At 68.0% G+C, this 24,260-nt stretch carries 27 protein-coding genes and 1 pseudogene; 15 read left to right on the top strand and 13 right to left on the bottom strand.

Annotated features, from left to right (window positions below; all coding sequences use genetic code 11):
• The 7 genes and pseudogenes from IO33_RS0140845 to IO33_RS0140870 form a co-directional block, all read right to left on the bottom strand.
• A pseudogene (locus tag IO33_RS0140845) lies at positions 1–734 on the bottom strand (hypothetical protein); the annotation flags it as partial.
• Between the two features lie 65 nt (positions 735–799).
• On the bottom strand, positions 800–1,453 hold the full coding sequence (locus tag IO33_RS50880) for a hypothetical protein (RefSeq protein WP_157858059.1): 654 nt from the start codon (positions 1,451–1,453) through the stop codon (positions 800–802).
• Positions 1,443–2,252 (bottom strand): IS21-like element helper ATPase IstB, encoded by an 810-nt coding sequence (istB, locus tag IO33_RS0140850; RefSeq protein ID WP_245236048.1) that lies wholly within the window; start codon positions 2,250–2,252, stop codon positions 1,443–1,445. Before istB ends, IO33_RS50880 begins: the two co-directional genes overlap by 11 nt.
• On the bottom strand, positions 2,249–3,583 hold the full coding sequence (locus tag IO33_RS0140855; protein WP_245236049.1) for a Mu transposase domain-containing protein: 1,335 nt from the start codon (positions 3,581–3,583) through the stop codon (positions 2,249–2,251). The genes istB and IO33_RS0140855 overlap by 4 nt, the downstream gene beginning before the upstream one ends.
• A gap of 192 nt (positions 3,584–3,775) precedes the next feature.
• Positions 3,776–4,210 (bottom strand): hypothetical protein, encoded by a 435-nt coding sequence (locus tag IO33_RS50885; RefSeq protein WP_157858060.1) that lies wholly within the window; start codon positions 4,208–4,210, stop codon positions 3,776–3,778.
• A gap of 86 nt (positions 4,211–4,296) precedes the next feature.
• A complete protein-coding gene (locus tag IO33_RS0140865) occupies positions 4,297–5,454 on the bottom strand; it encodes a DUF4331 family protein (RefSeq protein ID WP_031174174.1) in 1,158 nt (385 codons plus the stop codon).
• Between the two features lie 153 nt (positions 5,455–5,607).
• The gene (locus IO33_RS0140870; RefSeq protein WP_157858061.1) at positions 5,608–6,117 is read right to left on the bottom strand and encodes a hypothetical protein; all 510 of its coding nucleotides are present in this window, start codon (positions 6,115–6,117) and stop codon (positions 5,608–5,610) included.
• A gap of 641 nt (positions 6,118–6,758) precedes the next feature.
• Between IO33_RS0140870 and IO33_RS0140875 the strand changes: the two genes are divergently transcribed.
• Together IO33_RS0140875 and IO33_RS0140880 are read left to right on the top strand one after the other, a co-directional pair.
• Positions 6,759–7,916, top strand: a complete 1,158-nt coding sequence (locus IO33_RS0140875) for a catalase family protein (protein ID WP_037687287.1) — start codon at positions 6,759–6,761, stop codon at positions 7,914–7,916.
• Between the two features lie 67 nt (positions 7,917–7,983).
• Positions 7,984–8,613: a hypothetical protein gene (locus IO33_RS0140880; RefSeq protein ID WP_031174177.1), complete on the top strand. Its 630-nt coding sequence runs from the start codon at positions 7,984–7,986 to the stop codon at positions 8,611–8,613.
• A gap of 70 nt (positions 8,614–8,683) precedes the next feature.
• Here the strand turns inward: IO33_RS0140880 and IO33_RS45115 are convergent, their stop codons facing one another.
• The 3 genes from IO33_RS45115 to IO33_RS53220 all read right to left on the bottom strand — a co-directional run bounded on the left by IO33_RS45115 (position 8,684) and on the right by IO33_RS53220 (position 10,244).
• Positions 8,684–9,061, bottom strand: coding sequence for a peptide deformylase (locus tag IO33_RS45115; protein ID WP_078964142.1), 378 nt, complete (start codon positions 9,059–9,061; stop codon positions 8,684–8,686).
• A gap of 177 nt (positions 9,062–9,238) precedes the next feature.
• Positions 9,239–9,658, bottom strand: coding sequence for a hypothetical protein (locus tag IO33_RS53215; protein WP_245236050.1), 420 nt, complete (start codon positions 9,656–9,658; stop codon positions 9,239–9,241).
• 361 nt (positions 9,659–10,019) lie between these two features.
• Positions 10,020–10,244 (bottom strand): helix-turn-helix domain-containing protein, encoded by a 225-nt coding sequence (locus IO33_RS53220; RefSeq protein WP_245236051.1) that lies wholly within the window; start codon positions 10,242–10,244, stop codon positions 10,020–10,022.
• A gap of 126 nt (positions 10,245–10,370) precedes the next feature.
• Between IO33_RS53220 and IO33_RS0140895 the strand changes: the two genes are divergently transcribed.
• From IO33_RS0140895 to IO33_RS0140920, 6 genes are all read left to right on the top strand, one after another.
• A complete protein-coding gene (locus IO33_RS0140895) occupies positions 10,371–11,381 on the top strand; it encodes a glycosyltransferase (protein ID WP_031174178.1) in 1,011 nt (336 codons plus the stop codon).
• Complete coding sequence (locus IO33_RS0140900; protein WP_031174179.1) at positions 11,378–12,082, top strand: hypothetical protein; 705 nt, start codon at positions 11,378–11,380, stop codon at positions 12,080–12,082. Before IO33_RS0140895 ends, IO33_RS0140900 begins: the two co-directional genes overlap by 4 nt.
• Positions 12,079–13,275 (top strand): glycosyltransferase, encoded by a 1,197-nt coding sequence (locus tag IO33_RS45125; protein WP_245236052.1) that lies wholly within the window; start codon positions 12,079–12,081, stop codon positions 13,273–13,275. Before IO33_RS0140900 ends, IO33_RS45125 begins: the two co-directional genes overlap by 4 nt.
• A 37-nt stretch (positions 13,276–13,312) precedes the next feature.
• Positions 13,313–14,155, top strand: coding sequence for a glycosyltransferase family 2 protein (locus tag IO33_RS0140910; RefSeq protein WP_078964144.1), 843 nt, complete (start codon positions 13,313–13,315; stop codon positions 14,153–14,155).
• Positions 14,156–14,324: 169 nt separating this feature from the next.
• Positions 14,325–14,939: a DUF2975 domain-containing protein gene (locus IO33_RS0140915; protein ID WP_031174181.1), complete on the top strand. Its 615-nt coding sequence runs from the start codon at positions 14,325–14,327 to the stop codon at positions 14,937–14,939.
• Complete coding sequence (locus IO33_RS0140920) at positions 14,939–15,199, top strand: helix-turn-helix domain-containing protein (RefSeq protein ID WP_031174182.1); 261 nt, start codon at positions 14,939–14,941, stop codon at positions 15,197–15,199. The genes IO33_RS0140915 and IO33_RS0140920 overlap by 1 nt, the downstream gene beginning before the upstream one ends.
• Positions 15,200–15,428: 229 nt before the next feature.
• Here the strand turns inward: IO33_RS0140920 and IO33_RS0140925 are convergent, their stop codons facing one another.
• A complete protein-coding gene (locus IO33_RS0140925) occupies positions 15,429–15,872 on the bottom strand; it encodes a hypothetical protein (RefSeq protein WP_157858062.1) in 444 nt (147 codons plus the stop codon).
• A 482-nt stretch (positions 15,873–16,354) separates the two neighbouring features.
• Between IO33_RS0140925 and IO33_RS0140930 the strand changes: the two genes are divergently transcribed.
• The 3 genes from IO33_RS0140930 to IO33_RS48720 all read left to right on the top strand — a co-directional run bounded on the left by IO33_RS0140930 (position 16,355) and on the right by IO33_RS48720 (position 17,988).
• On the top strand, positions 16,355–16,996 hold the full coding sequence (locus tag IO33_RS0140930; protein WP_209439013.1) for a hypothetical protein: 642 nt from the start codon (positions 16,355–16,357) through the stop codon (positions 16,994–16,996).
• A gap of 495 nt (positions 16,997–17,491) precedes the next feature.
• Positions 17,492–17,680 carry a hypothetical protein gene (locus IO33_RS51530; protein ID WP_167349510.1) on the top strand — a complete coding sequence of 63 codons (189 nt, stop codon included), beginning with the start codon at positions 17,492–17,494 and terminating at the stop codon, positions 17,678–17,680.
• Between the two features lie 134 nt (positions 17,681–17,814).
• Complete coding sequence (locus tag IO33_RS48720) at positions 17,815–17,988, top strand: CsbD family protein (protein WP_078964145.1); 174 nt, start codon at positions 17,815–17,817, stop codon at positions 17,986–17,988.
• Positions 17,989–18,452: 464 nt separating this feature from the next.
• Here the strand turns inward: IO33_RS48720 and IO33_RS53910 are convergent, their stop codons facing one another.
• A complete protein-coding gene (locus IO33_RS53910) occupies positions 18,453–18,728 on the bottom strand; it encodes a GmrSD restriction endonuclease domain-containing protein (RefSeq protein ID WP_051927283.1) in 276 nt (91 codons plus the stop codon).
• 898 nt (positions 18,729–19,626) lie between these two features.
• Between IO33_RS53910 and IO33_RS0140950 the strand changes: the two genes are divergently transcribed.
• On the top strand, positions 19,627–19,797 hold the full coding sequence (locus IO33_RS0140950) for a DUF5670 family protein (protein ID WP_031174186.1): 171 nt from the start codon (positions 19,627–19,629) through the stop codon (positions 19,795–19,797).
• A gap of 1,350 nt (positions 19,798–21,147) precedes the next feature.
• On the opposite strand, the gene IO33_RS0140960 is transcribed toward IO33_RS0140950, so the two are convergent.
• The gene (locus IO33_RS0140960) at positions 21,148–21,789 is read right to left on the bottom strand and encodes a TetR/AcrR family transcriptional regulator (RefSeq protein ID WP_245236053.1); all 642 of its coding nucleotides are present in this window, start codon (positions 21,787–21,789) and stop codon (positions 21,148–21,150) included.
• Between the two features lie 105 nt (positions 21,790–21,894).
• Between IO33_RS0140960 and IO33_RS0140965 the strand changes: the two genes are divergently transcribed.
• The 3 genes from IO33_RS0140965 to IO33_RS0140975 form a co-directional block, all read left to right on the top strand.
• A complete protein-coding gene (locus IO33_RS0140965; RefSeq protein WP_031174189.1) occupies positions 21,895–22,548 on the top strand; it encodes a CatB-related O-acetyltransferase in 654 nt (217 codons plus the stop codon).
• Complete coding sequence (locus tag IO33_RS46365) at positions 22,545–23,399, top strand: alpha/beta fold hydrolase (RefSeq protein WP_051927284.1); 855 nt, start codon at positions 22,545–22,547, stop codon at positions 23,397–23,399. The genes IO33_RS0140965 and IO33_RS46365 overlap by 4 nt, the downstream gene beginning before the upstream one ends.
• Before the next feature lie 718 nt (positions 23,400–24,117).
• Positions 24,118–24,260 (top strand): transposase (locus IO33_RS0140975; protein ID WP_425348003.1); only part of this gene is annotated, 143 nt, incomplete at its 3' end.

The raw sequence follows: 24,260 nt of genomic DNA on the forward strand, positions 1-24,260 counted from the left end.
ACCGCCTCCAGGCCATCGAGCGGGACACCGACGTGGCCTGAGCTGTGGTGCACACAACTTCGTACTCGGTGGTGCACCCAGAGGAGTACCTGGACACGGCGGCTCGCGCGATCCACGAGCGCGCGGGCGCGCGGGGTCGGTCGAAGCGTGAGGTTCTGCAGCGCCAGCCGAAGGGCCCGAGAGGGATCGCCGCCGACGGTCAGCCAGAACTCCGCCGCGTGATCGGCGTACGCCTCGGCGTGGCGCGCCATCAACCTCTCGTAGTGAGCAGCGGCGTGGGCGCGCCAGAACTCCGCCTGGGCCCCTGCTTCCCCCGCGGCGAGAATGCGGGTGAGCTGGGCCGCGTAGTGCGGATCGTCACTCTCCAGCGCAAGCCGGTGCAGGTGTCCGATTGCCACGGCGACCCCGCCTTCGGCGGCATCGATCTCGGCGATGCGACCTTGCGCCGGCACGTAGGCCGGCAGTCGGCGAATCGCTGACTCCAACCAGATGCGCGCACGTGCCAGGTCATCCGTGGACAGCCATGCCTGCGCGCACTGGAATTCGAGCACCGCGAGTGGGAAGGGACTGACCCCGCGGTAGCAGCGTCTCGCTGCGAGAAACCATGTCTCGGCCTCGGCCGCCTCGCCGCGCTCGGCGTGGTTGATGGCGATTCCTGAAAACGGCCGCCGATGCTCTTCGCCCCACTTCGTTCGCCGTTGAAGGGTGTGGGGAAGGTGGGGAGCGAAGAGCACGTGCAGGGGCCCGCCGACCGTCAGGTCGGCGGGCCCGGTGATCAGTGACGGTCAGTGGACGACTGTCATGGAGTCCTTCTCAGCGGGACGATGTCAGGGCTTGCGGTGGGGACGGAGGGGCGGGCGGCTTCAGGGGTCGCAAGAAGCGCGACGATGGTGACCGGCTGGTTGGAGTGGGGGCAGTTCCGAGTCGCGGTTGGTTCCAGCGGGTCACGCTCGGGAGCCACTGGTTGGCGTGAGGGAGACCTGCTGAGTGTTCTGGGTGGCAGCGGCAAATCGGGCCGCGATGGCGGAGGTGTGGTTTCGCCGAGGCGACGGGCACGGTCTTCGTCCCTCGCCTGGTCGCGTCGGCGCTCGGCGTCTTTGCGGCAGGCCGGCGAACAGTAGATCTGGCGCGTCGTTTTGAGGGTCGCGAAAGGGTCGCCGCAGACGGGGCAGACGCGCTTTTCCCGGATGTCGTCGCTGGTGCGGGCGGCGTTGCGGCACTCTTCGGAGCAGTAGGTCCGGCGGCGGGCGACCGTGGTGGTGAACTCGTTCTCGCAGGCCGGGCAGGTCTGCCGGGCTGGCTTGTTATTGCGATTCGCCGACTTGCAGGTGGGCGAGCAGAAGACCTGTCGGCTGTAGCGGTAGGCGACGGTGAAGACGGTCTCGCAGGCCGGGCAGCGACGGGCCATCTCGGGTTCGACCTCGGCGGTGTCGGGAGTGTGGTCAGGAGACACGGGCGTTCACCCCGGCTCGGATGGATTCGGCCTGGTTCTGGTGGCCGCGGAGCCGGTAGGAGGGGCCGTCGATGCCGGCGACAGCGGCCCGGTGCAGGAGCCGGTCGAGCATCGCTGCAGCGACTGTGGCGTCACCAAAGGCGCCGGCCCAGTCGGCGATCCCGACGTTGGTCGTCAGGATGGTGCTCGATTTCAGATACCGCTGGTTGATCACCTGGAACAGTGCCGAGGCACCGTCCTCGGGCAGAGGGAGGTAGCCCAGTTCATCGATGATCAGGAGCTTGGGGCCGGCGAAGAAGTTCATGCAGGTCTTCCAACGGCCCTCGAGGGCAGCCTTGTGGCACTTGGCCGCCAGTTCCGCGGCGGTGGTGAAATAGACGCGGTGTCCTGCTTCGACTGCGGCCCGCCCGAGTGCGACGGACAGCATGGTTTTGCCGACTCCCGGAGGTCCGACGAACAGGACGTTGGAGGCGTCGTCGAGGAAACGCAACGTGGCCAGGTCGCGGATGAGCTTCTCGTCGACTCCGGGCTGGGCCGCAAAGTCGAAGTCATTGAGTGTCCAGGGCTCGGGCAGACAGGCGAATCGCAGCCGTGCGGCGAGCCGGCGGGCCTCGGTGGCTTCGACCTCGATCTCCAGCAGCCGTTCCAGAGCCGCTGTCAGCGACATCCGTTCGGCGCGGGCCTGGTCCAGGACCCGGTTCAGTGCCTCAGCGGCGTCGTTGAGTTTGAGGTAGGACAGATGGCTTCGCAGCTGCTGGAAGCGTCGTGCTTCGCTCATCTGCATGGGCGACGTACTCACTCCGGGTTCTCCTCCTTCGGCGGGGGAACACTCCGCATCTGGTCGGCCACGGCGGCATAGTGGGATAGGTCGATCACGACCCGCTCGGCCGGATCACCGGCCAGGGATGATCCGCGCAGGCGCTCGGCTTCCGCGATCGCGGCCTCTGACAGCGGCTTGCGAACCTTGCTCTTGCAGGGGGCCCGGTCGGAGAACGACGCCAGCACTGCCCGCTCCAAGGCGATGACGTGGCCGTCGTCCCGGATGGTCTGACCGGCGCCCCGCGGGGCTCGGCGGTGCTGAGCGATCACTGCCCGGCCGGCGGTGGCGATCCGCAGGTCGCTCTCGCCCAGGCGGTGCAGCACCTTGACCTGGACTCCGGGCAGGCCCGGTGGGACGGAGTAGAAGTTGCCGTCGAACTGCACCAGGCTCTGCGGGCTGACCGTCCGCTCGACCTCCAGCTCGGCCGGAAAGGGCCGCACCGGGATGTCCAACAGCGCTTCCGCCTGTGCGAGTTCGCCGACCGTAGTGGCCACTCCGCTGCTGCGGCGTCGCTCGTCCATTCGGTGGGCGAGTTTGTCGACGCCGGACTGTGCCTGGGCGACGCTCAGGCCGTCAGGAACCGTGCGCCACCAGCGTTGTGCGGCCGAGTGGTTGACCTTCTCCACCACTCCCTTGCGGTTGCCGCGACGTGGCGGGCAGATGTCCACTCCCACCCCGTAGTACTTCGCAACCGCGGCGAACGCGGAAGTCACCTGCCCGCTGGAGGGGTAGCAGACCGTCGCCATCCGGTCGAACCGCCAGCGCCGCGCGGTCCCACCGAGTTTGCGCATCACCTCGTCCAGGGCCTGGACCAGATGCGGGAAATTCTCGGATTCCGACAACGCAGCCCGCCACCGGCCCGAATGCGCGAGCGCCCCGACCAGCAGATGGGCATGCTCACCCACTCCCCACTCTTGCGGCGGGTCCGGCAGTTCCAACCAGTCGAACTGGATCTCCTCGCCCGGCGGGTGAGCGATCACCGCCACGTTCCGGCCGGTCGACGCATGACAGGGCTCGCAGTGCGGTCGGACCTGGTAGCGGCGAAGGGCCCGAGTGAAGGTCGAGTACGCCCCCTGGTAACCCAGCGCAGTCACCTCGTCGAACAAGGTCGAGGCCCACAGGTGAGGGTCGTCCGCGAGTCTTTGCCGGCAGTACGGCAGAAAGGGGACGAACGCGTCCGGTGCCTGACGACGCTGGTCAGGGATCCGCTCACCGTTCAGATAGGCACGGATCGTCTTGCGGTCCCGGCCCAGGTGCCGTGCGATCGCCGAGATCGTCCATCCCTGGCGACGCAGAGCGTGAGCATCCACGTCTTCCTCCCGCGTGAGCATTCAGGCCCCCGACCAGGCCGAACTCATGGCTCACGCAGGCTCTCCACGACACTCCCGGGCCAACTCGACACGCCGGAGAGGATCACGCGAAGAGACCGAACAAGGTCACACGAAGGGTGGGGAGATCAACAGAGCGGGTTTGCCCCATGCCTTAGCGGGGGGTGGGGAAATTCAAATAGCCCCATCATGGTAGGCACCCAGGGCGCCCAGGGCTGTGAAGTCGCGCCGCTGCGACAGCGCGTGCCGATGCAGGGCGAGTGCCTCGTCGTACCGACCGACTGCCTGATAGACGGCGGCGCGCTCCTCGTCCAGGCCCTGCCGATCGAGTCCCAGCGCAGCTGCCGCGCTGAGATCGGCCAGGGCTGCCGGGAACCGGTGGAAGTGGGCCGCCGTTCTTGCGCGAGCCACCAGGGGCCGGGGATCGTGTGGTGCTTGTCCGACGCGTGCTTCCGCCAGCGCCGCAGCCCGCTCGGCCTCGGCGATGCGACCCAGGACATGTCCGCGCAGGGCCGTCAGCTCCACCAGTTCGCCCCACTCGTCACCAGCCAGGTCGCCCCGTGCGACCTGCGATGTCAGGCCCTCGATGCGTGCATCGAGGTTGCTCATGGCGATCGCGCCGGCCGTTGTGACCGGGCCCCTTGCAAGGTCTCGCCGCACCTGGCCGCTTGAACGCGTGGCCGCGGTGGAGGTGCTCACTGGCTCGTGGTGGCCGTCGGGATGCCGGCCTCGCGCTCGGGCGGATGGGGGTTGGGTGGCGCCAGGTAGGGAAAGTCCCGTGAGGCCGGGACGGTCCCGTCGACGCCGTCGCTGACCCGCGGTCCACGGCCCGCGTTGACGATCAGCGTGTACAGCGTGTCGATGACGTCGTCGTTGAGTGACCGGCCGCCACAGGTCTCGTGCGTCCGTACCTCCAACAGGGCTCGCTCGATCTCGAAATAGCTGTCCTCGTCGTATGGCTTGGCGACGTCCACGACCAGGAAGTCGCCGAGCAGCAGCTCGGTCAGCGGATGCGTACCGTCCGACCGCGTCGGCCAGTCGATCTTGCCGTCAAGCCCGTCGAAAAAGGCCAGGTTGGCGTTGAGCCGTGCACGATAGGCGTCCAGGTAACTCGGGCCCAGCCGGAACGGGTCTTCCTCGTTGTAGAGATCGCGCAGGTCCACGACTGTGTTGGCGGTGTCGACACCGTTGTCCGACAGGAGGATGTTCTTCATCTCCGGGCGGCCGAGCCGTTCGAGGCGCACAGGGTAGGGGCCGGCCGTGACGCTTTCCGCGGCGACGCCGAAGACAGTGCCCGCATCCGTTCCGAGTGCCTCGGCCACGTCGAGCTCTACGACGATGGATAGAACGTCGTTGCCCTCCAGGGAGTTGGTGCCCTTCGGCTGGAAGGAGAGCCGCTTGCGCGCCCGCGTCTCCACCTCCTTGAGCACGTCCATGAAGAAGGGGTCCAGCCGCAACCCGGCGTAGAAGCGAACGCCTCGGCCGTGGCCGCCCCGCTCGTCATTCACCTGCGACGAAACAGGTTCCCCGGTGGGAAGCGTGCACGTGCCCTGCTGCGTCAGCCTCCCGTTGGCGTCCGACCCGGACGGGGCTGAGAAAGTGCAGGTGAAGGCGTATTCGTCGGTGCCGACGTCGAAGAGCGAGTCAGAACCACCCGCCGGGACGGTAACCGGACGAACGCGGAACCGATAGCTGGCCGCGTCAGAGAACAGCGCTCCCGGCCGGGCATTGGGAAACACATCCATGACGAGGACGAGCCGGCCCGCCTGTGCGGGGCTGGGAAAGGCATAAAGGTCGGTGAGGTCGATGGCCGGATCGGCCAGGGCCCGGGTGCCGGAAAGGTGGTCGGACATGACGATTGCGACCTCCTGAAGGCTCCGGCCGGCGCTCCGTGCACCGTACCGGGCCGCCTGGTGGCGCCCAGGTGTTACGGCGAGACGGCCTCAGCACCTGGGATCGAAGAGAACTGCTGGGGCAAGCCCACTCCCTCGGACGGAACCGGGCCACTAGCCGGCCGCAGCATCCAGCAGAGTGTTGAACGCCTGTGAGACTTTCTGCGCCTTGGCCGTCTCCTCGACCGTCATGGTCGGGTTGGAGGCGTACCACATGTCGGCCTCCACGATCTTCGGCGTCAACCAGTCGACGATGCCAGGGTTGCTCGCCCCGGGGTAGCCCTCGAGGACACCGTCGAACATCTCGTCGAACCAGGGCGCGGCGTTGGCGAAGATGTCCGCGATGTACGGCTTGAAGTCGCCGTCATAGGTCACTGCGCCTATGACCTGGGTGTCGTTGTTGATGAACGTGACACGGAAGTCGTGGACAGTGCCGACGAGCTTTTCGTAGTGGAAGGCGTCTTCCTGGATCTTGTCGGCGTGCTGGCGGAACCTCTCTGCCCCGCCCGGTTTGACATCCCAGAGAACGGTGATTTCCGCCAGCTCCCCGACCCGCTTCCCGACACCGTCAGGCTGCCTGAACACTCTCGGAGCAGCGGCCGACTCGGAACTCTGTGTCGTCATGGCTCTCTCCTATTTGGCTGGGCTGCGCAGGTGCACCCTTCCGGGGTTCGGCCCGAAACCAGCCTAGTGAGCCAAGTGTAATCCGGATTGCCGATCACGACGGTTCTCACGCCAATTGATCTCCTGAGGCCGGCCCGTATTCTGTGGGGTGTGCGTAGCATTGCCTAAACGTGCTCTCTGTGACGCCCCTCTCCGGGAGGCTGCGCAGTTTATCCTTAATGCGGCCGCCGGCTTGCGGCTGCATAAGTTGATGACGGAACGAGCGATCGCCGTAGCGGGTTTGGTCTGAGCTGTGCAGCGCGAGTGGTGCCCGCTTCAACGGGTGCAACGCACAAATCCCGGTGTGACAATACGGGTAGGCGCTGCCCAGGCCAGAACCTTCACAAGGGTGGCTGGCAGCGAAAGATCACACAGCTCTGCTGACCGGGAGCTAGCACGGCGGGGTGAGCCACGCGGCGCTTGGTGATCGGCCAACCGCTGTGTCGGCGCTCGCCGCAACCAATGCGTTCGTCTAACCCGGTGGCACTGCGCCGGCGTTGCTGGGCGCCATCCCGCGGAGGCCCGGAGCGTGTCCTGCACCGCGGCCTCTAACCGATGCCGAGGAGCCAGCGTGCTGGCTATCGCAGAACACGCCTCGTTTCATGGGGGAATCGAAGATGCCACAGGATTTCGTCAGGTTCAGCCCCGACGTCGAGCGCGTCGATGACAACTTCGAGAAAAGTCTTGAGGCGGTCATCGAGAATATGAAGCAACACATCAAGAGGTCTGTCGAGGCCGAAGGGATTCAGCGGGCCGTGCGCGACGCCCACGCCAAGGGCTACGGACTTGCGCGGGCCGAAGTCGAAATCCTGGCGGGCGTGCCGGAGCCGTACGGGCAGGGCATCTACGGTGAGCCGGGACGTCACGAAGCCATAGTCCGCTTCTCCCAAGGGACCAGTCATACCGGAGCCGACAGGTTCCTGGGAGCCGGCGTTGGCATAGGGTTGAAGATTTTCGGCATCGACGGAGAAACCCTCTTGGAGGACGAGCCGGACAGTCACACCTTCGACTACGCGATGCTCAGTTTCCCCATCTTCTTCGTCAACAACATCGAGCACTACGTGTTCATCGACCCCCTGTTCCAGTCGCTTGGCATGGTTCCGCCGGCCGACGAGTCTCCGGAAGAAAGGCGGGCTAAAATGTACCGCTTCCTCCATGACTGGGTCACCGGCAAGGGAACGCTCCCCCCTGAGGAATGGGCGTGGAAGGAACTGGGCGCCTTTCTCCAGTTCACCCAGATCAAGTACGTCAACCTGCTGCTCTCGACGTATTGGACGATGGGCTCCGTACGGCATGGTGACTACATCGCCAAAGTCCGCGTGGCGCCGGTTCAGGAGTTCGCGGACCGCGTAGTGCAACGGACTCTCGATCCCAGTGCCCAGGAACAGGTCTTTCGCCCCGCGCTCGTGGCGGAGCTGCGCGAACGTCCCTACGAGTTCGACATCCAGGTCCAGCTCTGCACGGATCTGGACCACATGCCCGTTGAGGACCTGACCGTCCGCTGGTCCGAGACACTGTCGCCGTTCGTGACCGTCGCGAAGCTACGGCTGCCTCAGCAGGACATCGGCGGGGACGACAACCTGGAGCGGATGGATGCCACCTCGATGACGCCCTGGCGCGTCACCGAGGAGCACCGGCCGCTGGGCAACATCATGCGCGCGCGAAAAGAGATCTACCGCCAATCGTCGATCCTGCGCCATCAGCTGAACGATCAGGTACGCAAGGAGCCGAGCAACCTGGCGGAGGTCTTCGGCACCTAGTGCCACCGGCCGAGCCGAGGGATTACCAAGGCGCGAGCGTCGCAGGGGTCGAGAGGAGAAGGCAGCCATGGCACCGCAAACGCAGGCAGCGCCCGGATCTGAACCGGACAAGACCGTTGAGCAGAAGGCCCAGCAGGTGCGGGAGCTGTTCGCCGACGCGCCGGAGCTGGCGAAGACGGCACTAGCGAACGTGATCGAGCAGATGGCGTCGCAGGCGCCGGCGGCGCCATCGGCGATGGAAAGCGCCGGCCGGGTTGGCAGCCGTCACGGCACGGTCTCAGAGTTGACCATCATCGCTCCGTTCGCGCCCGGCGGGGCTGAGCGGCTGCGCGCGTTGCTGAGGTTGGCGCACGGCAACTTCGTCGAGACGGAAAGGGTCGGAACCGTCCACGACATGCGCTTCGTCTTCCTGGACAATGACACGAAACTGCTCTTCGCCACCGCGTACGACGGCGAATGGGACGCCTACATCGACGACTTCGTGACAAAGGTTCCCGCCTTCCTGGACCTGCTCTTCTCCGCCTGGGAAGGCTGGCCGGGGATTCACGACCCGTCGGTGAAAGACTGGATCGCCAAGCACCAGATAACGGCCGAGGGCTGGTACGTCGCCAATCCGAATCTGACGGTCATGGAAACAAGACGGCTCGAGCGCGTCGGCAAGGCGCTGGACGAGTTCCTGGACAAGATCAGCGACTGAACCCACCGTCGGGACGATGCGCGGCTTATACCTCGGCGGACCGGCCGCCGCGCGGATCGCTGACGTGTGGTTATTCGTATGCCCAGGCCCGGCCTGTCTGCCGGTATTCCTCCACGGGAACGGGGTCGACTCCGGTTCGCATGCGGGCGGTGTACAGCAGGCCGTCGAGGTGGTCGATTTCGTGGTGGATGAGGCGGGCGAGGCCGCGTTCGTACACGGTGGTCGTGGTCTCGCCGGTCAGGGTGGTGGCTTCCACCGTGATCGTCAGAGGGCGGGGGATGAGGCCGCGGACGTCGAAGAAGCTGAGGCAGCCCTCGTACTGCTCGTCCGTCTCATCAGAGTGGTCGGTGATCTGGGGGTTTAGCAGGATGACGGCGGGGGCGTCGTCGGCCGGCATGACGATGGCGGCAGAGCGGGCGATGCCGATCTGGGGGGCGGCGATGCCCATGCCCTTGGCGAAGGGGTGAACCTGGCCATGCGTTCGAGGGCGGCGAACAGTTCGTCCACGATGTGTTCAGCCGTGTCGCGCTCGGCTGGCAGGTCGAAGGCTCGGGTCGGTTCGGCGAGGATGCCGGCGCCCTGCTGGGCGACGCCGAGGTCTCGCATGCGCTGGCTGGGCCGCACGTCAGTCACCTGTACTCCCATGATCCGATTCGGGTTCGGGCCGTGCCCGGAATCGCCATTCCAGACGGTACCGAGCGTGCAAGGCGGGTGTGGTCGTGATCCATGTGAAGTGCCGTAGCCCGGCGTCGTCGCTACGGACCGGCGGGGTGCGCAGCGGAGAGGCTTCGGCGGTCATGGAGGTCTCGGTGCCCCGTACGACGGGGTCGAGGTCGGCGGGGAGGACGAGTTGGACTTCGAGTTGTTCGGTGGGTAGGCGGACGGCTCGCTGGAACCAGTTGCCCCACTTGTCGTCGCCGACGGTGTAGGCGTATTCGATCCATACGGATTCGCCGGGGTAGAGCGGGAAGCGGCCGTGTTCGTTGTCGAACAGCAGCCAGACTTCCTTGAAGGCATCGCGGTCATGCTTGGCCTGCCAGCGCATCGTCTCGCCCGGCAGGTGGCTGTGAGGGCGAGTTCGTCCCAGGTCAGTGGGTGGGCCCGGTAGTGGGCGTTGGAGTGCTCGGGGTCGCCTGGGTAGCGGTCGACACTGATGCGGATCAGGTAGCGGGTCACCGGCTCGGCGCCTGTGTTCCGCAGCAGGCGGCGCATGGTGAGCCGGTAGTTGCGACCGTCGTACTTCAGGCAGGCTGCGTCGTGTTCGACGATGAGAGCGGAGCCGGTGGCATACGGCTGCTCGGGTCTGCGCGGGGCCGCCGGCGCTGATGGCGGACGTTTGGCCCGTGCTTCGCGGTTTTTGGCCTGCTCGTAGTCGCCCCAACGTCGCCAGATCGCCTTGCCAGCGTTCAGTGCATCGTCGGCGAGGCGGGCGAACTCCTCGGTGGTTTTTGGCGGCCTGACTCCATGTGGCTGACGTAGGACGGGTCGAAGTCCATGGCTTGCGCGAGTGCCCGCTTGGGCATGCCGCGTACTTCCCGCCAGCGTGCCAGCTCGGCCGCGAAGTCGTCGGCCGCCTGCTCGACCGTGATCTCCTCGTCCTGCGTGGCCATCGAGGCCCCGCCCCGCGTCATCGTCAGTGAGCATGAATGAACCGTGAGTGATCCCAGTTCATCATCCCGTCACGGCTCACGTCACTGGTTTCCTGCCTTCACCGACCCGGACCGGCTCGTCAGGGCAGATGAGGGAGGCGACGCCGCATGCGCGTGCTGTATCTGCTGAACATCTCCAACCCCGACCGGCTGCCAGCGGATTCGGGGTGGATCTTCGCTGATCTGCTCGCCCCGGCGATGGTGGATGCGGGGGCTGAGGTGACCGTGGCTGCTCCGGCTCCGGCCGTCCGCACCGCCCTGCTGGAGGCCCGGTCCGATGCTCTGCTGGCCGGGTACTGCCACTATCTGCCGTTCTCCTTCAACGGAGGCGGTCAGATGCTGCTGGGTCCGTCCCTGAACGACGAGGGGCTGGGCCGGCCGGTGCTGCTGGCGTTCGCCGCCGGCCTGGCCGCCTGCGACCGGGTGATGGTCCACTCTTCCACGGCCGCCTCCTGGGTGTCGGCCGCCGCGTCCCGGATGACCGTGGATCTCGGCGAGAAGCTGCAGGTGGTGCCCGCGCCCAGGGACGAGCGCCTGGTCCGTGACCCGGCCAACGCCCCGGCTGTCTCCAGCACCGGCGGTGCCATCGGCATCTACAACCAGCGCCTGTACGCGCACTACGGTACGGAGCAGTTCGTCGCCCTGGCCCGGGAGCTGGTGGCCTCCGCCTCTGTGAGGCTGCGGGTGATGGATCTGTTCGGCCGGCGCCGCACCGAACGCACTGGCCTGGACGACAGCCCCGAGAAGATGCGCGACCAGCTCGCCGCTCTGCCGCACGTCCAGGTCGTCTCCGACCGGGGCGACCGCGTCCGCTACCGGCGCCTGCTGGCTAGCGCTTGCTTCGGGATCGCCCCGTTTCGGCCCGGCTGCCCGTGGTCGATGAGCGTGATCGACTGCCAGGGCATGGGCCTGCCCGTGATCTCGCCCCGTATGGGCTGGCTTGCCGAGCACATCGACGCCGAGCTGTGCTTCACCACCACCGAGGAAGCCGTGTCTCTGGCTGAGCGTCTGGCCACGGACGACGAGTTCTACGCCGTACACGCCAAGCGCGCTCACGCCTCCACCGCCGACTTCACTCCGGCCCTGGTCGCGGCCCGCTACCTGGAGGCCATCGCGTGAGTCTCTTCGACGCTGTCTTCCTGTCGTACGACGAGCCGATGGCCAACTCGCTGCATGCCCGCCTGCAGCGGACGCTGGGTGGCATGGTCAAGCGCCTGCACGGCGTGTACGGGATGCGCCGGGCCTACCGGCTGTGTGCCGAGGTCGTCGACCGTGAGCAGTTCTTCCTCGCCGACGGCGACTTCGCCCTCGACAACGGCTTCGACGCGTTCGGCGCCGAGCCGCTGGAGGAGGGGGTGTCCATGCGGGTGTGGCAGGCGATCAACCCGGTCAACGGCCTGGCCTACGGCTACGGCGGGCTGAAGCTGATCCGCCGCAGTGCCCTGCGCGAGATGGGTGAGGCCGTGGACGTACTGGCCGCGCTGCCCGGGCGGATCGAGTTCGCTCCTCAGACCGCCGGGGTCACCCGGTTCAACCAGAGCCCCTTCCACGCCTGGAAGGCGGGTTTTCGTGAGTGCGCGATGCTCGCCCGCGGCAGCGAGTACGGCATGGTGGACGACGACGCACGCCAGCGGGTAGAGGCGTGGACGACCAGCCACGAGGGGGAGTTCGCCGCCTACGCTGCCGCCGGGGCTCGCGAGGGCGTCGCCTTCGCCCGTGAGGCCGCTCGCGAGGCGACGCAGTTCGACCAGCTCAACGACCCCGCGTGGCTCCGCGAGCGATTCACCACCGCCCACGGCGACCAGACGGTTTCCGGATGACCGGGCCCCTCGTCCTCATCGAGCCCCATGCCCACCGCTTGGGAGGCCATGCGCAGCGCACGTTGGCGGCGCTGGCCGAGGCCAGGCCCGGCAGCCTGGCCATCGCCCCGCACGGGATCGCGTCTGAGGCGGTGGGTGCCCTTCGGGAGACCGGTGCCCGGCTGGTCACCGCACCGGCAGGACGCCGGGCGGCCGTCCTGCTGGCCGCCGGTCGAGCGGCGGCTGGGCTCTCAGCGGCTGGGCAGCGGATCTTCCGCTCTCGCCGCTGGCCCCGCCTCCTTCAGCGGCTGCCGGACCAGGTCACGCTCGTAGCCCGCTGCCTGACCGAAGCATCCGCGCTGCGCACTGCCCGCCGTCTTCAGCCCGCCGCCGACGCGGTGGTGATCCTGACCGCGAGCGAGGCCCTGCACGGGGCGGCCGCCCTGCTCGGCGGCCAGCCGCGTCTGCGGTTCGTCCACGAACAGGTCGTCGCCACCGAGGACACCGCCGTGCGATGGCTGGGACGTCTCGCCCGCCACGGCGAGCAACAGGTGATGGCCCTCGCTCCGACTAGAGCTGTCGGAGGCCAACTCGCTGCGTCCTTCCCTCACCTGCCCGCACTGGTGGCTGCCTTCGCGGTAGACGACGGCTGGCGCCTGACTGACGCCGAACGCGATGGCGGGCGGGCCGCGTTCGACATCCCTGCCCCCGAAGCCGTGGTCTGTCTGGTCGGGGGCTGGTGGTCCCACAAGGACATCGAGACCATCGACGCCGCCCTGACACGACTGAAGGAACCGCTCCACCTGGTGGTTACCGGCCACCCTCTCAACGAACAGGTCCTTCAGCGCTGGCAGGCCCTGCCCGGCCTGCGGCTGCACACCGTGCCCGGCCCGGTCACGGACAGCGTGCTGCGGCTCGTCTATGCCGCCGCCGATGCCGCCCTGGTCGCCCGGCGCCCCGGTGTCGCCAAGGAGTCCGGGCTGGTGATGGACGCTGCCCGCCTCGGCGTTCCGCTGATCGTCTCCGATCACGACCCGGCCCTCACCAGCCGTCTGCGCGGCCGGCCCTGGGCCCTGCTCTTCCCCGCCGGCGACCCGGTCGCCCTCACCGACGCCCTGCACGACGTCATCCGTCAGCCGCCCGAACTCCCCGGCCCCGAGCCCCCCCCGCGCGGCTACGCATGCGTTCAGTCTCTGAACAGGCCAATCTCCTGACCCGCACCTTCGCCTCCCTCCACACGAAGGAGCCACGATGCTGAGCACGCCTCCTGCCCTGATCTCCGTGATCGGACCGGTCGAACCACCGCTCCTGGCCGCCTGGGTCCGCCACTACCGCAAGCTGGGCATCGAGCGGTTCCTGATCGCCTTCCACTTCCCCGAGCACATCCCCGGCACCCGGCGGCACGAACTTCATGCCGTCGCCCGTGAGGTGGGGATCATCCCTGCCCGCACCAGTACCGGGCCGTGGCACGAGCACACCAACGGCGAACTGCGGGACGAGCTGCGCCACCGGGCCGGGCAGGGCTGGCACCTGCTCGCCGACGCCGACGAATTCCACCAGTACCCCGGTGCGTTGCCACAGGTGATCGCCCATGCTGAAAAGGCCGGGCACCGCGTGTTGGGCGGGCTGATGCTCGACCGGGTCACCGAGAGTGGACGCCTGACCGGCTGGCGGTCGGAAGGCGGACTCGACCGCGCCTATCCCCTCGGCGGCCATCTCACCCACCGGCTCCTGCGCGCCGATCCCCGCAAGGTCGTCCTCGCCCGCCACGACGTCACCGTGGCCTCCGGCAATCACCGGTCCCCCGGCCACCGCCCGGATCCGGACCGCCTTTGCAAAGGCGCCGGGGAGAGGACCCTGGTCCAGGACGACCGCGATCCCCGCCACTACGCGGCCGCCCGCGGACCGTGCGCAGCGCTGCCCAGCCGCTCCAGCAGCGCCCGGGCCTTCGCCTCAGCTTCCGGGCTCGGCGCGCAGCCGAGGACGGAGGCGAGCTCGGCGCGGGCCAACTCGGCCCCCTCGGCGTACTCCGCCTGCGTCGGAAGTGCCGGTTCGGTGACCACTGGTACGGGGCGCCGCTGCCTTCAGGCATAGCGCCCGTCTACCGCGATGCCGCGCCTTGGCTGGTCCGCGGTGGCCGGCGAGCAAGCCTCGTAGTGGTCCTCGGCGAGCGCCAGGGGCAGTGCCGGGGTTGCTTCGCACATCCACAAGCCCTTATCGTTTCTCGATACCATCGTTAATCGATATGTAAGGCGGGGACTCCATGACCGAAGACCGGAAGACGCTCGAGCCCATGGCCACGGTCGTGTCCGTGGTCCTGCGCATTCTGTTGGCCCTTGCGATAACAGGACTCGTCGTCTCGGTCGTCCATGGCAGTTGGGGAGGCTTCAGCGTCTGCATCGCCGACGAGTCGAGCAGCAGTTCCGCCACGCCCGGCGGCTTCGCCGCCGAGAGTGGGGCGCAGGTCGACTCGATCCCGCGTTACTGCGCAGGGGCGCCCGACGCACACTTGCGTATCCTGGACGCGCTCAGCAGCCTGCCGTCGAGCTTGCTCCTGATCAGCTGCCTGTACCTGCTGCACCGGTTCTTGCGGGGAGCGGCGCGGGAGGGCATTTACACCGCGCGTACGGCGTCTCGGCTTCGCCTGGTCGGCTGGTGGCTGCTTGTCGGCAGCCTGGTCGTCGAGTTCGCCGAGGCGAATGCCAGGGCGGCCCTGCTTGCGGCGCTGGCCAAGGACGTGGACTTCTCGGCTGGGATCGTGCTGAGCATGTGGCACTTTCCGTACCTGGCTGTTCTGACCGGTCTCGGTGTTCTGACCTTCGCACGCATCACTCGCCAAGGTGTGTCCATGCGTGAAGACCTCGAAGGGCTTGTCTGATGGCTGCCGCGGACGACCACGAAGGTCATGACATCGAAGTGCACCTCGACAGGCTGCTCAGCGAGCGCAGCATGACCCTCACCGAACTCGCCAACCGCGTCGGCGTGACCAACGTCAATCTGTCCGTGCTCAAGAACGGACGCGCCAAGGCGATCCGGTTCACCACCCTCACCCGGATCTGTGAAGTCCTGCAGTGCCAGCCAGGAGACCTGCTCAGTTATCGCCCGGGATCCTCGGACGGACGCCCGCGCAAGCCTTGACCCGCAGGACCGCGAACTGCTGGCGCTCCATCAGCGGGCACCGCAAACCGCGGCCGACCACGACCTTGACGGTCTGCGGAAGAGTGTCAGATGGACATCGTCATCTGAGTGTCAGTGGCGCAGCTTCGGCGACCTGGTGATTGGCGCTGACGGGTGGTGCGCACCTGCTGCTGACGTGAGTGACGAAAGGCCAGGTCATTCTCATGCCGACTGCTAGGAGCCGCCCGGATCAGACGTTGCACGCCGCGCTGCGTCGGGCGGCTGCGGCGCGGGTGCGGGCGATGTCGGTGGGGCGGATGCCGTAGCCGGCCGGGTCGAGGTTGATCAGGTCGCGGTGCAGGCGGCGTATCCGCAGGGCCAGGTCGAGGTGGAGGCTGGGGCGCTTATCGCGGATTTCGGCGACGGTGCGTGGGTTGACGGCCAGGTGCTGGGCGAGTGTGGTGGCGGGCCATCCGGCACGGGCCAGGTCGGCCAGCAGCCGGGATGCCTCGGTGGAGTCGGTCAGGCCGGGGGCGCCGGGGCTGCGGCGGGCAGGGAGCGGGATGCCGAGGACGGCGTCGGCGGAGGTGCGGGCGATATCCCGGACCGTCTGGCAGTCTGCCGGGGTGCGTAGCACGCGGCGGACTAGGGTCACGGACAGTCCGGCCCGGTCGGCGATGTCCTGCGCGGACATGCCCCACTCGCGCAGCCGCACAGCCCACCGTGCGGCGGCATGCGGTGGGACACGGGAGGGCAGACCGCGCGCGGTCCTGGTCGCGCTGGCGACGGGCCTGCAGGGCCGCCTGGCGGCACTGCGCGGCGGCCTGCAGGGCGAGCTGGTGGGTGGCCGTGTCGAGTTTTGCGAGTGAGGGCGCAAGCTGTTCGGCCTGCACTGTTGGCGGAGGTGGCGGAGGACTTCCTGGCCTGTCGGCGCCGGTCGACTTACGAACTGCTCCTCGCCAGGCCAAGCCGATCATGTGTTGCGGCTGATCAAAGTCTGTGCGAGGGGGTAAGTACTGGGATAACCCGGTGGCCTGCATCGACGAGTGGATACGTGGACGCCGTGGCGGAGTCCGTGGCGGCGACCGGAAGGCCAGGGGTATGGCGCGTACGCGTGCGGATGCGAGGACCAGGCATCCTCGTCATGAGCGCAGGGGAGAGGCACGCCTGCCGGCGGTGGTCGCGACACTTGCCGCGATCACCCTGTACCTGGTTCTGCCGCAGCGCTTGTTGATCGCTCCGCGGTACGTGCTTCCCGCCCTGGAATGTCTGTTGCTCATTCCGCTCATCGCGATCAACCCCAAACGTCTGACTCGGCAGACGAAGGTCTTCAGAGTGCTCTCACTGACGCTCGTAGCCGTCATTGCGGTCAGCAATCTCGTGGCGTTGGTCATTCTGATCCATGAGCTGGTGTATGCCGGGGTGAAGGATGGCCGCTCACTGCTGGTGGCGGCCCTACAGGTCTGGCTCACCAACATCATCGTCTTCGGTCTGGCCTACTGGGAGCTGGACCGGGGCGGTCCGGTCAGTCGCACCCAGGCGCCCCGCTCCGCGTTGCCCCTGGCGGACTTCCGATTCTCACAGGACGAGAACGACGACGCCGTCCAAGAGGTCGCCGACGGTGCCAGCGGCGCCTCGGACTGGGTTCCCACCCTGGTGGACTACCTGTATGTGTCCGTCACCAACTCCACGGCCTTCAGCCCGACCGACACCATGCCGCTGTCGACACGCGCCAAGGTCATGATGGGCATTCAGAGCATCTCCGCTCTCTTGACCTCACTCCTCGTCATTGCGCGGGCCGTCAGCATCCTGCACTGACTGCGGTTCACCGCGACGCAGGGGGAGAGACCCACTTCGGCAGCACGGCTCCGACGGTTTTCGAGTTCCGCAGCCGCATCACCCATGTCCCGGCCGTGCCGGAGAACGGTGACGAGACGGCTAGCCTGGCAGCTGGTGAGCGGGGCGGGTCGGTCATGCCCGCACCTTGTGGCGCGGCCACGGCGCCACCCGCCGGTCGGCGGAGTATCCGAGGGACCCGCCCGCAGGATTGCACCTCACGTCCTGACGGGCTCCCACCGCGCTCCAGGAGGGGACCGCAAGCCGGGCGACGTTCCGGGCCCCTCATCTGCGCACGCGTCCACGGGGGGCCTACACGCATGCCCTCGTGGACCCCATGACCGTGGACGACCTGATAGGCCCGGAGTTCCAGGACCGGTACACGGACGCCGCGGCCTAGATCATCGAGGCTAAACGCGAGGAACAGCCGCTGCCCGAGACCCGGAGCCGGAGCAGCCGACCCAGGTGCTCGACCTCATGGCCGCGCTGAACGAGCCGGTGCAGAAAGTGAAGGCCTGCCGTGGCGAGGGCGGCGGCGGCCACGCCGACGTGCACGAGCTGCCGAAGCCGAGGAAGACGTCCGCGAAGAAGCAGCTAGCCAAGAAGGCTGCGGCGAAGAACACGACGGCGAAGAAGACCTCGGGGCGACGGCCGCGCAGCGCCTGATCTCGGCGCGTCCAGACCGCGGCGTACCGCCTTTTCATGGTCGTTTCACTCGTTTGTGAGGGTCGGTACTGGGCACACGGGACTCGCCGCTTAACGCGAACAAATCGTTAACCACGGCAGGAGGCGTGTCTGTCATGTCAGCTGGCGAGAAGGCCAAGGCCAAGGCCGAGCAGGCCAAGGGAAAAATCAAGAGGGCCACGGGACGAGCCGCCGTCGATGACCCGATGGTCGTCGAGGGCCAGGCGGAGAAGTCCAAGGGCGATGCCCGTCAGGCCAAGGAAAAGATCAAGGACATGTTCAAGCGCTGACCTCTGGCGCGGCTCATGAGTGCCAGGCCCTCACCTCGACAAGGGGTGAGGGCCCAGCCGCTACCGAAGTCGTCGCGGAACCGACCGTCAAACACGCGTCCCACTCCATCGACAGGGGCGCGCCGCAGGGGGAACCACGGGCAGCCAGCTGTCGACGCGAGCTGCCAGCCGTTCTTGCGCGGCGCCCGCCCCAGCAGAGCACGGACGTAGTCCCGCATCCGCCACCGCAGATCCGCCCGGTGAAGCCGCCCTCGCCCGCGCCGCCGGTGCCACGACGGCATGCCGCGGGCCAGCTCCGACCTGCCCGCCCACCAGGCCCGGAGCCGCTGACCCGCAGTGTCAGGTGGCGGTGGCGCTCTGGCGCGCCGGATGCGGCCCAGGAGGTCTCGGTGGTAGGCGGCGAGGCCTCCGTCGGGGATGGGGGCGGGGCTGCCGGTGAGGGTCTACCACTCGTCGGCGCCGGTCTACTGAACGGCGACGGTGGCGCGGTGCCGGTCGTCGGTGAGGGTGGTGCGGACGGTGAGGTCACCGGTGATGATGCCGGCTTCGTTGTCGGAGCTCGCCGACACGGCGATCAGCGGCGGGTTGACGAGATCGTTGGCGAACTGGCGGCGCTTGGCGGTGGTCCACTCATCCGCTCCGGAACGCCAGCCGTTGGCGAGTGGGACGACGTGGTCGATGTCGACCTCGGTAGACGGCCTGGTGGAGATCTTCCCGTCGTAGGCGCTGTACCAGACCACTGGTCGTCCTGAGCGACGTCCTGGCCGTCGCGGGCGAGGACGACCTCGCGGGTGTCGCAGGCGCCGTACTGGGTGATCCAGTGGGGGAACTTAGAGCGCGAGTAGCCGGTCATCGGATGCTAGCAGCGGCTGTGAGTTCACGGAGTTCCTTACGGACGACATCGGTCGGCGGCGGCTGGGGAAGGTCCCGGCGCACGCTCGGGGCACCGGCCACGTGGGAGGCGGGCACTGCGGCTGCGGCCGCAGCCGGGGGAGTGGAGCTGACGGGGGCGAGCAGCGCGGCGACCGCCGTGGTGACCAGGGCAAGCTTCGCGTGGAATGGATGCATGCGCTCATCTCTCCGATCGGCAATGAACCTGATCAAGACAGGTAGTGGCTCTCATGCGCCGGTGCGGGCGTACCGTCAGCGGCATCACTCGGATGGCGGGTGGGGGTTCACCGGAGAAACGAACCCCCGATGACCGCCATTGTTTGCGGCGACTGCTCGCCCGCAGGGAGCGATGGCGTCACTCACTCACTGCCGAGAGCGTGATGGGTTCACAGCGCCGCGCCGGCCTCATGCCGTCGCCCACGCTCTTGCCCTGGCGCCTGTTCAGCTCCTCGTTGGGCGGTGGCGCGCTGTCCGGCCCGCGCTCGGCCTTTTCGATGGCGGTCGTGGTGCTGAGTTCCCTCGGCCGCCGATCTGGGGTGCCGGCTGTACACGCGACCCCGTAACGGTCCCACCAAACCCAAGGCCACGACATAGCTTTGAGTGATGCGTACTGCGTGAGGTGTAAGAAAGGGGGAACCGTCCACGGCGTGCGGCGCGCGTATGCCCCTCATTCCTTGGAAGTAACTCATATTTTGTGTGCTTGTAGGGCTGAAGTAAGGGCATCCGGTGGCCAGGAGGTTGATAACGATGGTTCCCCTGCTTCTGGTTCTTCTGCTGGCTCTGATCCTCTTCGGTGCGGGCTTCGCGCTGAAGGCACTGTGGTGGATCGCAGTGATCGTGCTCATTGTGTGGCTGCTCGGCTTCGTCGTCCGCTCCGCGGACAGCGCAGGCCGCAAGGGCCGCTGGTACCGCTGGTAGACGAAAGACACCCGGCGCGAGGAGCGCGCCACGCGCGAGCGATGAGTGGACCCGGCCGACACGGCCGGGTCCACTGGCGTGAAAGAGAAGCCTACTTGTGGTAGTTGGGAGGGATCGGGCCTATCGGGCGCATCGCAGGGTACGTGAGTCATGCACCGGCCCCGCAGACTCAGCAGTGGAACCCTGCTCCTCCTGTCTGAGGGGCCGATGCGTATCGGGCTTGCATCTGGTTCCACCGGGTGGCCAGGCCAGGCAGTTCGGCCCCCGGCGACCATGTCCACAGACGACACGCCCTCCATCTCGACCGGTCATGCCCCCGGCCCGCAGCCAGGGCACGGCTGCGGGCTCGGAGGCGGCAACTCGATGCCGACGAACAGGCCGCGCTCGCCGAAGTCCTGAGGAGCTGCATGGACGTTCCCGTCACCGTGACCCGGAGCCCGCTGACATCCGACCTGTGTCCCGGCCCCTCAACCCGCGCGGGCGTTGGGCCGACACGTCGCTGGCGATCAAAATTCCTGCGACAGAGCCGCACCCGTTCAGCGACGCTTGGTCAGTGGCGGCATTTCTCTACGACCGGGATGGTCACGGATCACGAGTACGTACAGCGGGTCGGGCAGCAGCGCCCTGAGCGGTCCCGACCCCGGTTCGCGTCTGGATGCGGTGCGTATGAGCGGGGAGCTGACGCGAGCCTGGCGTGGGGACCACACCCGGCTCCTGCTCCTGGTCGCCGACCAGCTCACTACGGCCGAGCTGGAGGTCGCGGCCGAGGCTGCAGCCGTCCTGGACTCCTGCCACCCGATCGCCGGGCCCGCCCGGGAAGCACTCGCCGCGCACATCGACGCCCAGCGCGCGGCGCATGGCCCCGACGTATGGGCCGCATCGGAGGCGCGGCTGCGCAGAAGCCACCAGGAGGCCGTCCGGGCCTTGGCGCGCCTCGGGGACGCACGCGCGCTGCCGAGTGTGCTGGCCGCGCTGGTCCATGCCGACGGTTTGCGACGTCCTGGACATCGCGGTCCACCGGTAGCCAGCCGCGCGACGCGTATCCCCCCGTACCCGGCCGCGCCTGCCTGGATCGTGCAAGTCGCGGCAAGTTCGTGGCGCCAAAACCGTTCGTCGGGGGGCCGGGGGGCCGGGGGTGCGAGGGTGGGCGTCCCGACCTGAGGCGGAACGGTTCGGTTGCCGGGCTTCGGACAGTCCCCGGCGGGGGTGAAGGCGACCAGAACCGTAACCAGGACAGCGGGTGTTGTGTCTTGGTCAGCTGGTGTTCAAGCGCGCCACGGGGCCGGCACCACGCGGTATCGGCGGGGCGGCCCGCCGAGCTGGACTCCTTCCGGATCCTGGTGAAGAAGATCAGGGTGCTGTCGCGTCGAACAGGCCGGCGCGGGCGGCGAGTAGGGCGGCGGCGGCCGCGCGGTGGGCGGCCCGTTCGTCGAGGGGTTCGCCGGTGATGAAGAGTTGGTGGTAGAGCGGGGCGGTGGCGGCCCGGACCAGCTCCACCGGGTCGACGCCGACGGGGAGTTGGCCCCGTTCCACGGCGCGCATCACGACTTCGGCGGCCTGCTGGTGGCGGGCGGTGAAGAAGGCGCTGAGTGCCTCCGCGCCGAGGTCGGAGCGGAGGGCCGCGCCGATCAGGGCGGTCGGGGTGGTGCGCAGGCCGGGGTCGGTGAAGGTGGTGTACACCTCGTGGGCCATCAGTTGGATGTCCTCGTCCACATTCCCGGTGTCGGGGATCGGCCAGGGCTGGTCGGCGGAGAGCGCGAGTGCGTCGGCGATCAGGCCGTCGACGCCGCCCCAGCGCCGGTACACGGTGGATTTGTTGACGTCGGCGCGGTGGCAGATCGCCTCGACCGTGAGCTGGTCGTACCCCTTCTCGGCGAGCTCGGCGAGGGTCGCGGCGACCACGGCTGCGCGGACCCGGGCACTTCGCCCGCCGGGCCTCGTGCCGGCCCTTGTGGCCTTCATGGCCGTCGTGGCCTTCGACTTCTCAGGCAAAGTCGACTCCAGTCGCTTTAAGGCTTGCGTGTGGGTGGACGTACTGCAAGGATACTAACGCTACTCCGGTTGCTTTAGTCATTCCAGTGAAGGAAGCACGTCACCATGACCGCATCGATCCCGAACCCCGAGGCCCTGCACCCGCTGCCCGAGCACAACCGGATGGTCCTGCTCCGCCCGCTGGTCACCGACGCGCGGATCGAAGTCGGCGAGTACACCTACTACGACGACCCCGACGGCGCGACGGAGTTCGAACGCCGCAACGTGCTCTACGGCTACGGGCCCGAGCGGCTGGTGATCGGCAAGTACTGCGCGATCGCCGCCGGCACCCGCTTCCTGATGGCGGGCGCCGCCCACCCCACCATGGGCGTCTCCACCTTCCCGTTCACCATGTTCGGCGGCACCTGGACCGAACGGACCCTCGACCTGGTCACCGGCATGCCCAGCCGGGGCGACACCGTGATCGGGAACGACGTCTGGATCGGCTACCAGGCCCTGATCATGCCGGGTGTACGGATCGGCGACGGCGCGATCGTCGCAGCCGGCGCGGTGGTCACCGCCGACGTCGAGCCGTACACCGTGGTCGGTGGCAACCCCGCCCGCCCGATCCGCCGCCGCTACGAGGACGCCGACATCGAGCGGCTGCTCCGGGCGGCGTGGTGGCACTGGCCGGTGGAACTGGTCACCGAGCACCTGCGCACCATCATGGCGGGCACGCCCGCCGAGATCGAACGGGTCGCGAAGGAGGTCACCGCATGACGGTGGAGACGAGGATCGACGGCATCGCCGTCCTCGACCACGGCGGGCAAGGCCCTGATGTCCTGTTCCTCCACGGCGCCAACCGCACGGCACTCGACTGGGAGCCCGTCCGGCCCCACCTGCCCGGCCAGCGGCTGGTCGCCATGGACCTGCGCGGCCACGGGCGTTCAGTAGCGGCGTCCACGTACGCATGGGAAGACCACCTGGCCGACGTGGACGCCGTGATTCGCGGACTAGGGCTGCGCAGGCCCTGGCTGGTCGGGCACTCACTGGGCGGCATGATCGCCGTGCGGTACGCGGCGTCGAGGGACTGTGCCGGCGTGGTGGACCTGGACGGCTTCGGCGGCGGGGTGCCCACGCTGTACCCCGGTCTGACGCCCCAGCAGGTGCGGGAGCGTCGAGCCGAGCAGATCGCTCTGTATGCCGGTGCTCCGGCGGTGACGGAACCCGGCCAGGTCGAAGTCCAGGCGCGGGCGACGGCCGAGCGCTTCGGATGGGACGCGGAGAGCGAGGCGGCGCGTGCGCGGCGCGCCGAAGGACGTCCTCTTCCAGGTGAACTTCCCGCACTGATGGCCCCGCTGGACGGCTACGACCTGTTCGCCGAGGTTCGCGCACTGCGCGTACCGGTGTTGCTCGTCGCAGGCGCGCGTACGCCGGACCTCGGCCACCTCCCGCAGCGCGTCAGAGAGTTGACCGGGGAGCTGGTGCGCGGAATCGGACGGGAGCTCGCGGCGTTGCCGGATCGCGTCGGCGTGGTCCGGCTGGAGTCGGCCGGACACATGGTCCATCTCGACGAGCCGGCCCGGGTCGGCGAGCTGATCCGAGAGTTCGTGAAGCCGTCCAGGAACTGACTGCGGTCTTGGACGTGGCCGTAAGTCCGCTGTTTTTCGGTGGGGTTGATGAGGGGGATGCGGGCGAGGTCGTTGTGGTCGTGGTGCCAGGGCGCCATGTACGGATGGTGTGAGTCGATGGTCCCGCTGGGGTCGGTGTCGTGGGATGTGGGTCAGTGCCTGCGTAGTCCAGCCGCCGTGGGAGGTGTCGTCGTCCTTGTCCCAGCGGGGGCCGCTGTGCTGGAACGTGTCGTTGGGAGCCGTGGTGTGGCACAGCGGACGTCCCGGTGTGCTGGCCCGGCTGGGCCAGGTCGAGCGGTCCGGCCTTGGTGAGGGCACTGTTTTTTTCCGGCGGCGCGGATCGCGTCGCCGTGGTGGTCGTGGTCGGGTGCGCGGTTGATGGTGAGCTTGTGCTGGCTGTCCTCATTTTCCGGGGTGGGCGTCAGCGGGCCTGTCATGGTGTCGGGTTCAGCCGCCGCGAAAGGCGCCGCGGTAGGGGTTGAGCGCGATCGTGGCTGAAGGGAGCAGCGCGGTCAGCAGCGCAGGTATCCGGGCCGGCCTTCCGGTCCTCTTTGTTGCATGTGTTGTCGCATGAGGCGATGCTGCTTTTCCCGTTCATGACCACAGGCAGGACAACCGCGTGTGGCGTAAGAGGCCCTAACAGAAGTTATTGATCAAGTAACCATCGGCTTGTCTGCTCGTTGGTCGGGTCGTGGGGAAGCGTCAGTCGCGGCCGTGGATCGTGTCGGACGAGCTGTGGTCGCTCATTGAGCCGTTGCTGTTCGAGCCGGGGCCGAAGCTGGTCGCGGGCCGGCCGCGAGTGCCGGACCGGCAGGCGCTGTGCGGGATCCTGTTCGTGCTGCACACCGGGATCCAGTGGGA

The sequence above is a fragment of the Streptomyces durhamensis genome, from assembly GCF_000725475.1.
Taxonomy (GTDB): domain Bacteria; phylum Actinomycetota; class Actinomycetes; order Streptomycetales; family Streptomycetaceae; genus Streptomyces; species Streptomyces filipinensis.

Coding starts and splice junctions, on each gene's coding strand:
- IO33_RS50885 (WP_157858060.1), bottom strand. CDS start 4,210: ATGAGCAACCTCGATGCACGCATCGAGGGCCTGACATCGCAGGTCGCA.
- IO33_RS0140865 (WP_031174174.1), bottom strand. CDS start 5,454: ATGTCCGACCACCTTTCCGGCACCCGGGCCCTGGCCGATCCGGCCATC.
- IO33_RS0140870 (WP_157858061.1), bottom strand. CDS start 6,117: ATGACGACACAGAGTTCCGAGTCGGCCGCTGCTCCGAGAGTGTTCAGG.
- IO33_RS0140875 (WP_037687287.1), top strand. CDS start 6,759: ATGGGGGAATCGAAGATGCCACAGGATTTCGTCAGGTTCAGCCCCGAC.
- IO33_RS0140880 (WP_031174177.1), top strand. CDS start 7,984: ATGGCACCGCAAACGCAGGCAGCGCCCGGATCTGAACCGGACAAGACC.
- IO33_RS45115 (WP_078964142.1), bottom strand. CDS start 9,061: ATGGGCATCGCCGCCCCCCAGATCGGCATCGCCCGCTCTGCCGCCATC.
- IO33_RS53215 (WP_245236050.1), bottom strand. CDS start 9,658: ATGCGCTGGCAGGCCAAGCATGACCGCGATGCCTTCAAGGAAGTCTGG.
- IO33_RS53220 (WP_245236051.1), bottom strand. CDS start 10,244: ATGACGCGGGGCGGGGCCTCGATGGCCACGCAGGACGAGGAGATCACG.
- IO33_RS0140895 (WP_031174178.1), top strand. CDS start 10,371: ATGCGCGTGCTGTATCTGCTGAACATCTCCAACCCCGACCGGCTGCCA.
- IO33_RS45125 (WP_245236052.1), top strand. CDS start 12,079: ATGACCGGGCCCCTCGTCCTCATCGAGCCCCATGCCCACCGCTTGGGA.
- IO33_RS0140910 (WP_078964144.1), top strand. CDS start 13,313: ATGCTGAGCACGCCTCCTGCCCTGATCTCCGTGATCGGACCGGTCGAA.
- IO33_RS0140915 (WP_031174181.1), top strand. CDS start 14,325: ATGACCGAAGACCGGAAGACGCTCGAGCCCATGGCCACGGTCGTGTCC.
- IO33_RS0140920 (WP_031174182.1), top strand. CDS start 14,939: ATGGCTGCCGCGGACGACCACGAAGGTCATGACATCGAAGTGCACCTC.
- IO33_RS0140925 (WP_157858062.1), bottom strand. CDS start 15,872: ATGTCCGCGCAGGACATCGCCGACCGGGCCGGACTGTCCGTGACCCTA.
- IO33_RS51530 (WP_167349510.1), top strand. CDS start 17,492: ATGGCCGCGCTGAACGAGCCGGTGCAGAAAGTGAAGGCCTGCCGTGGC.
- IO33_RS48720 (WP_078964145.1), top strand. CDS start 17,815: ATGTCAGCTGGCGAGAAGGCCAAGGCCAAGGCCGAGCAGGCCAAGGGA.
- IO33_RS0140950 (WP_031174186.1), top strand. CDS start 19,627: ATGGTTCCCCTGCTTCTGGTTCTTCTGCTGGCTCTGATCCTCTTCGGT.
- IO33_RS0140965 (WP_031174189.1), top strand. CDS start 21,895: ATGACCGCATCGATCCCGAACCCCGAGGCCCTGCACCCGCTGCCCGAG.
- IO33_RS46365 (WP_051927284.1), top strand. CDS start 22,545: ATGACGGTGGAGACGAGGATCGACGGCATCGCCGTCCTCGACCACGGC.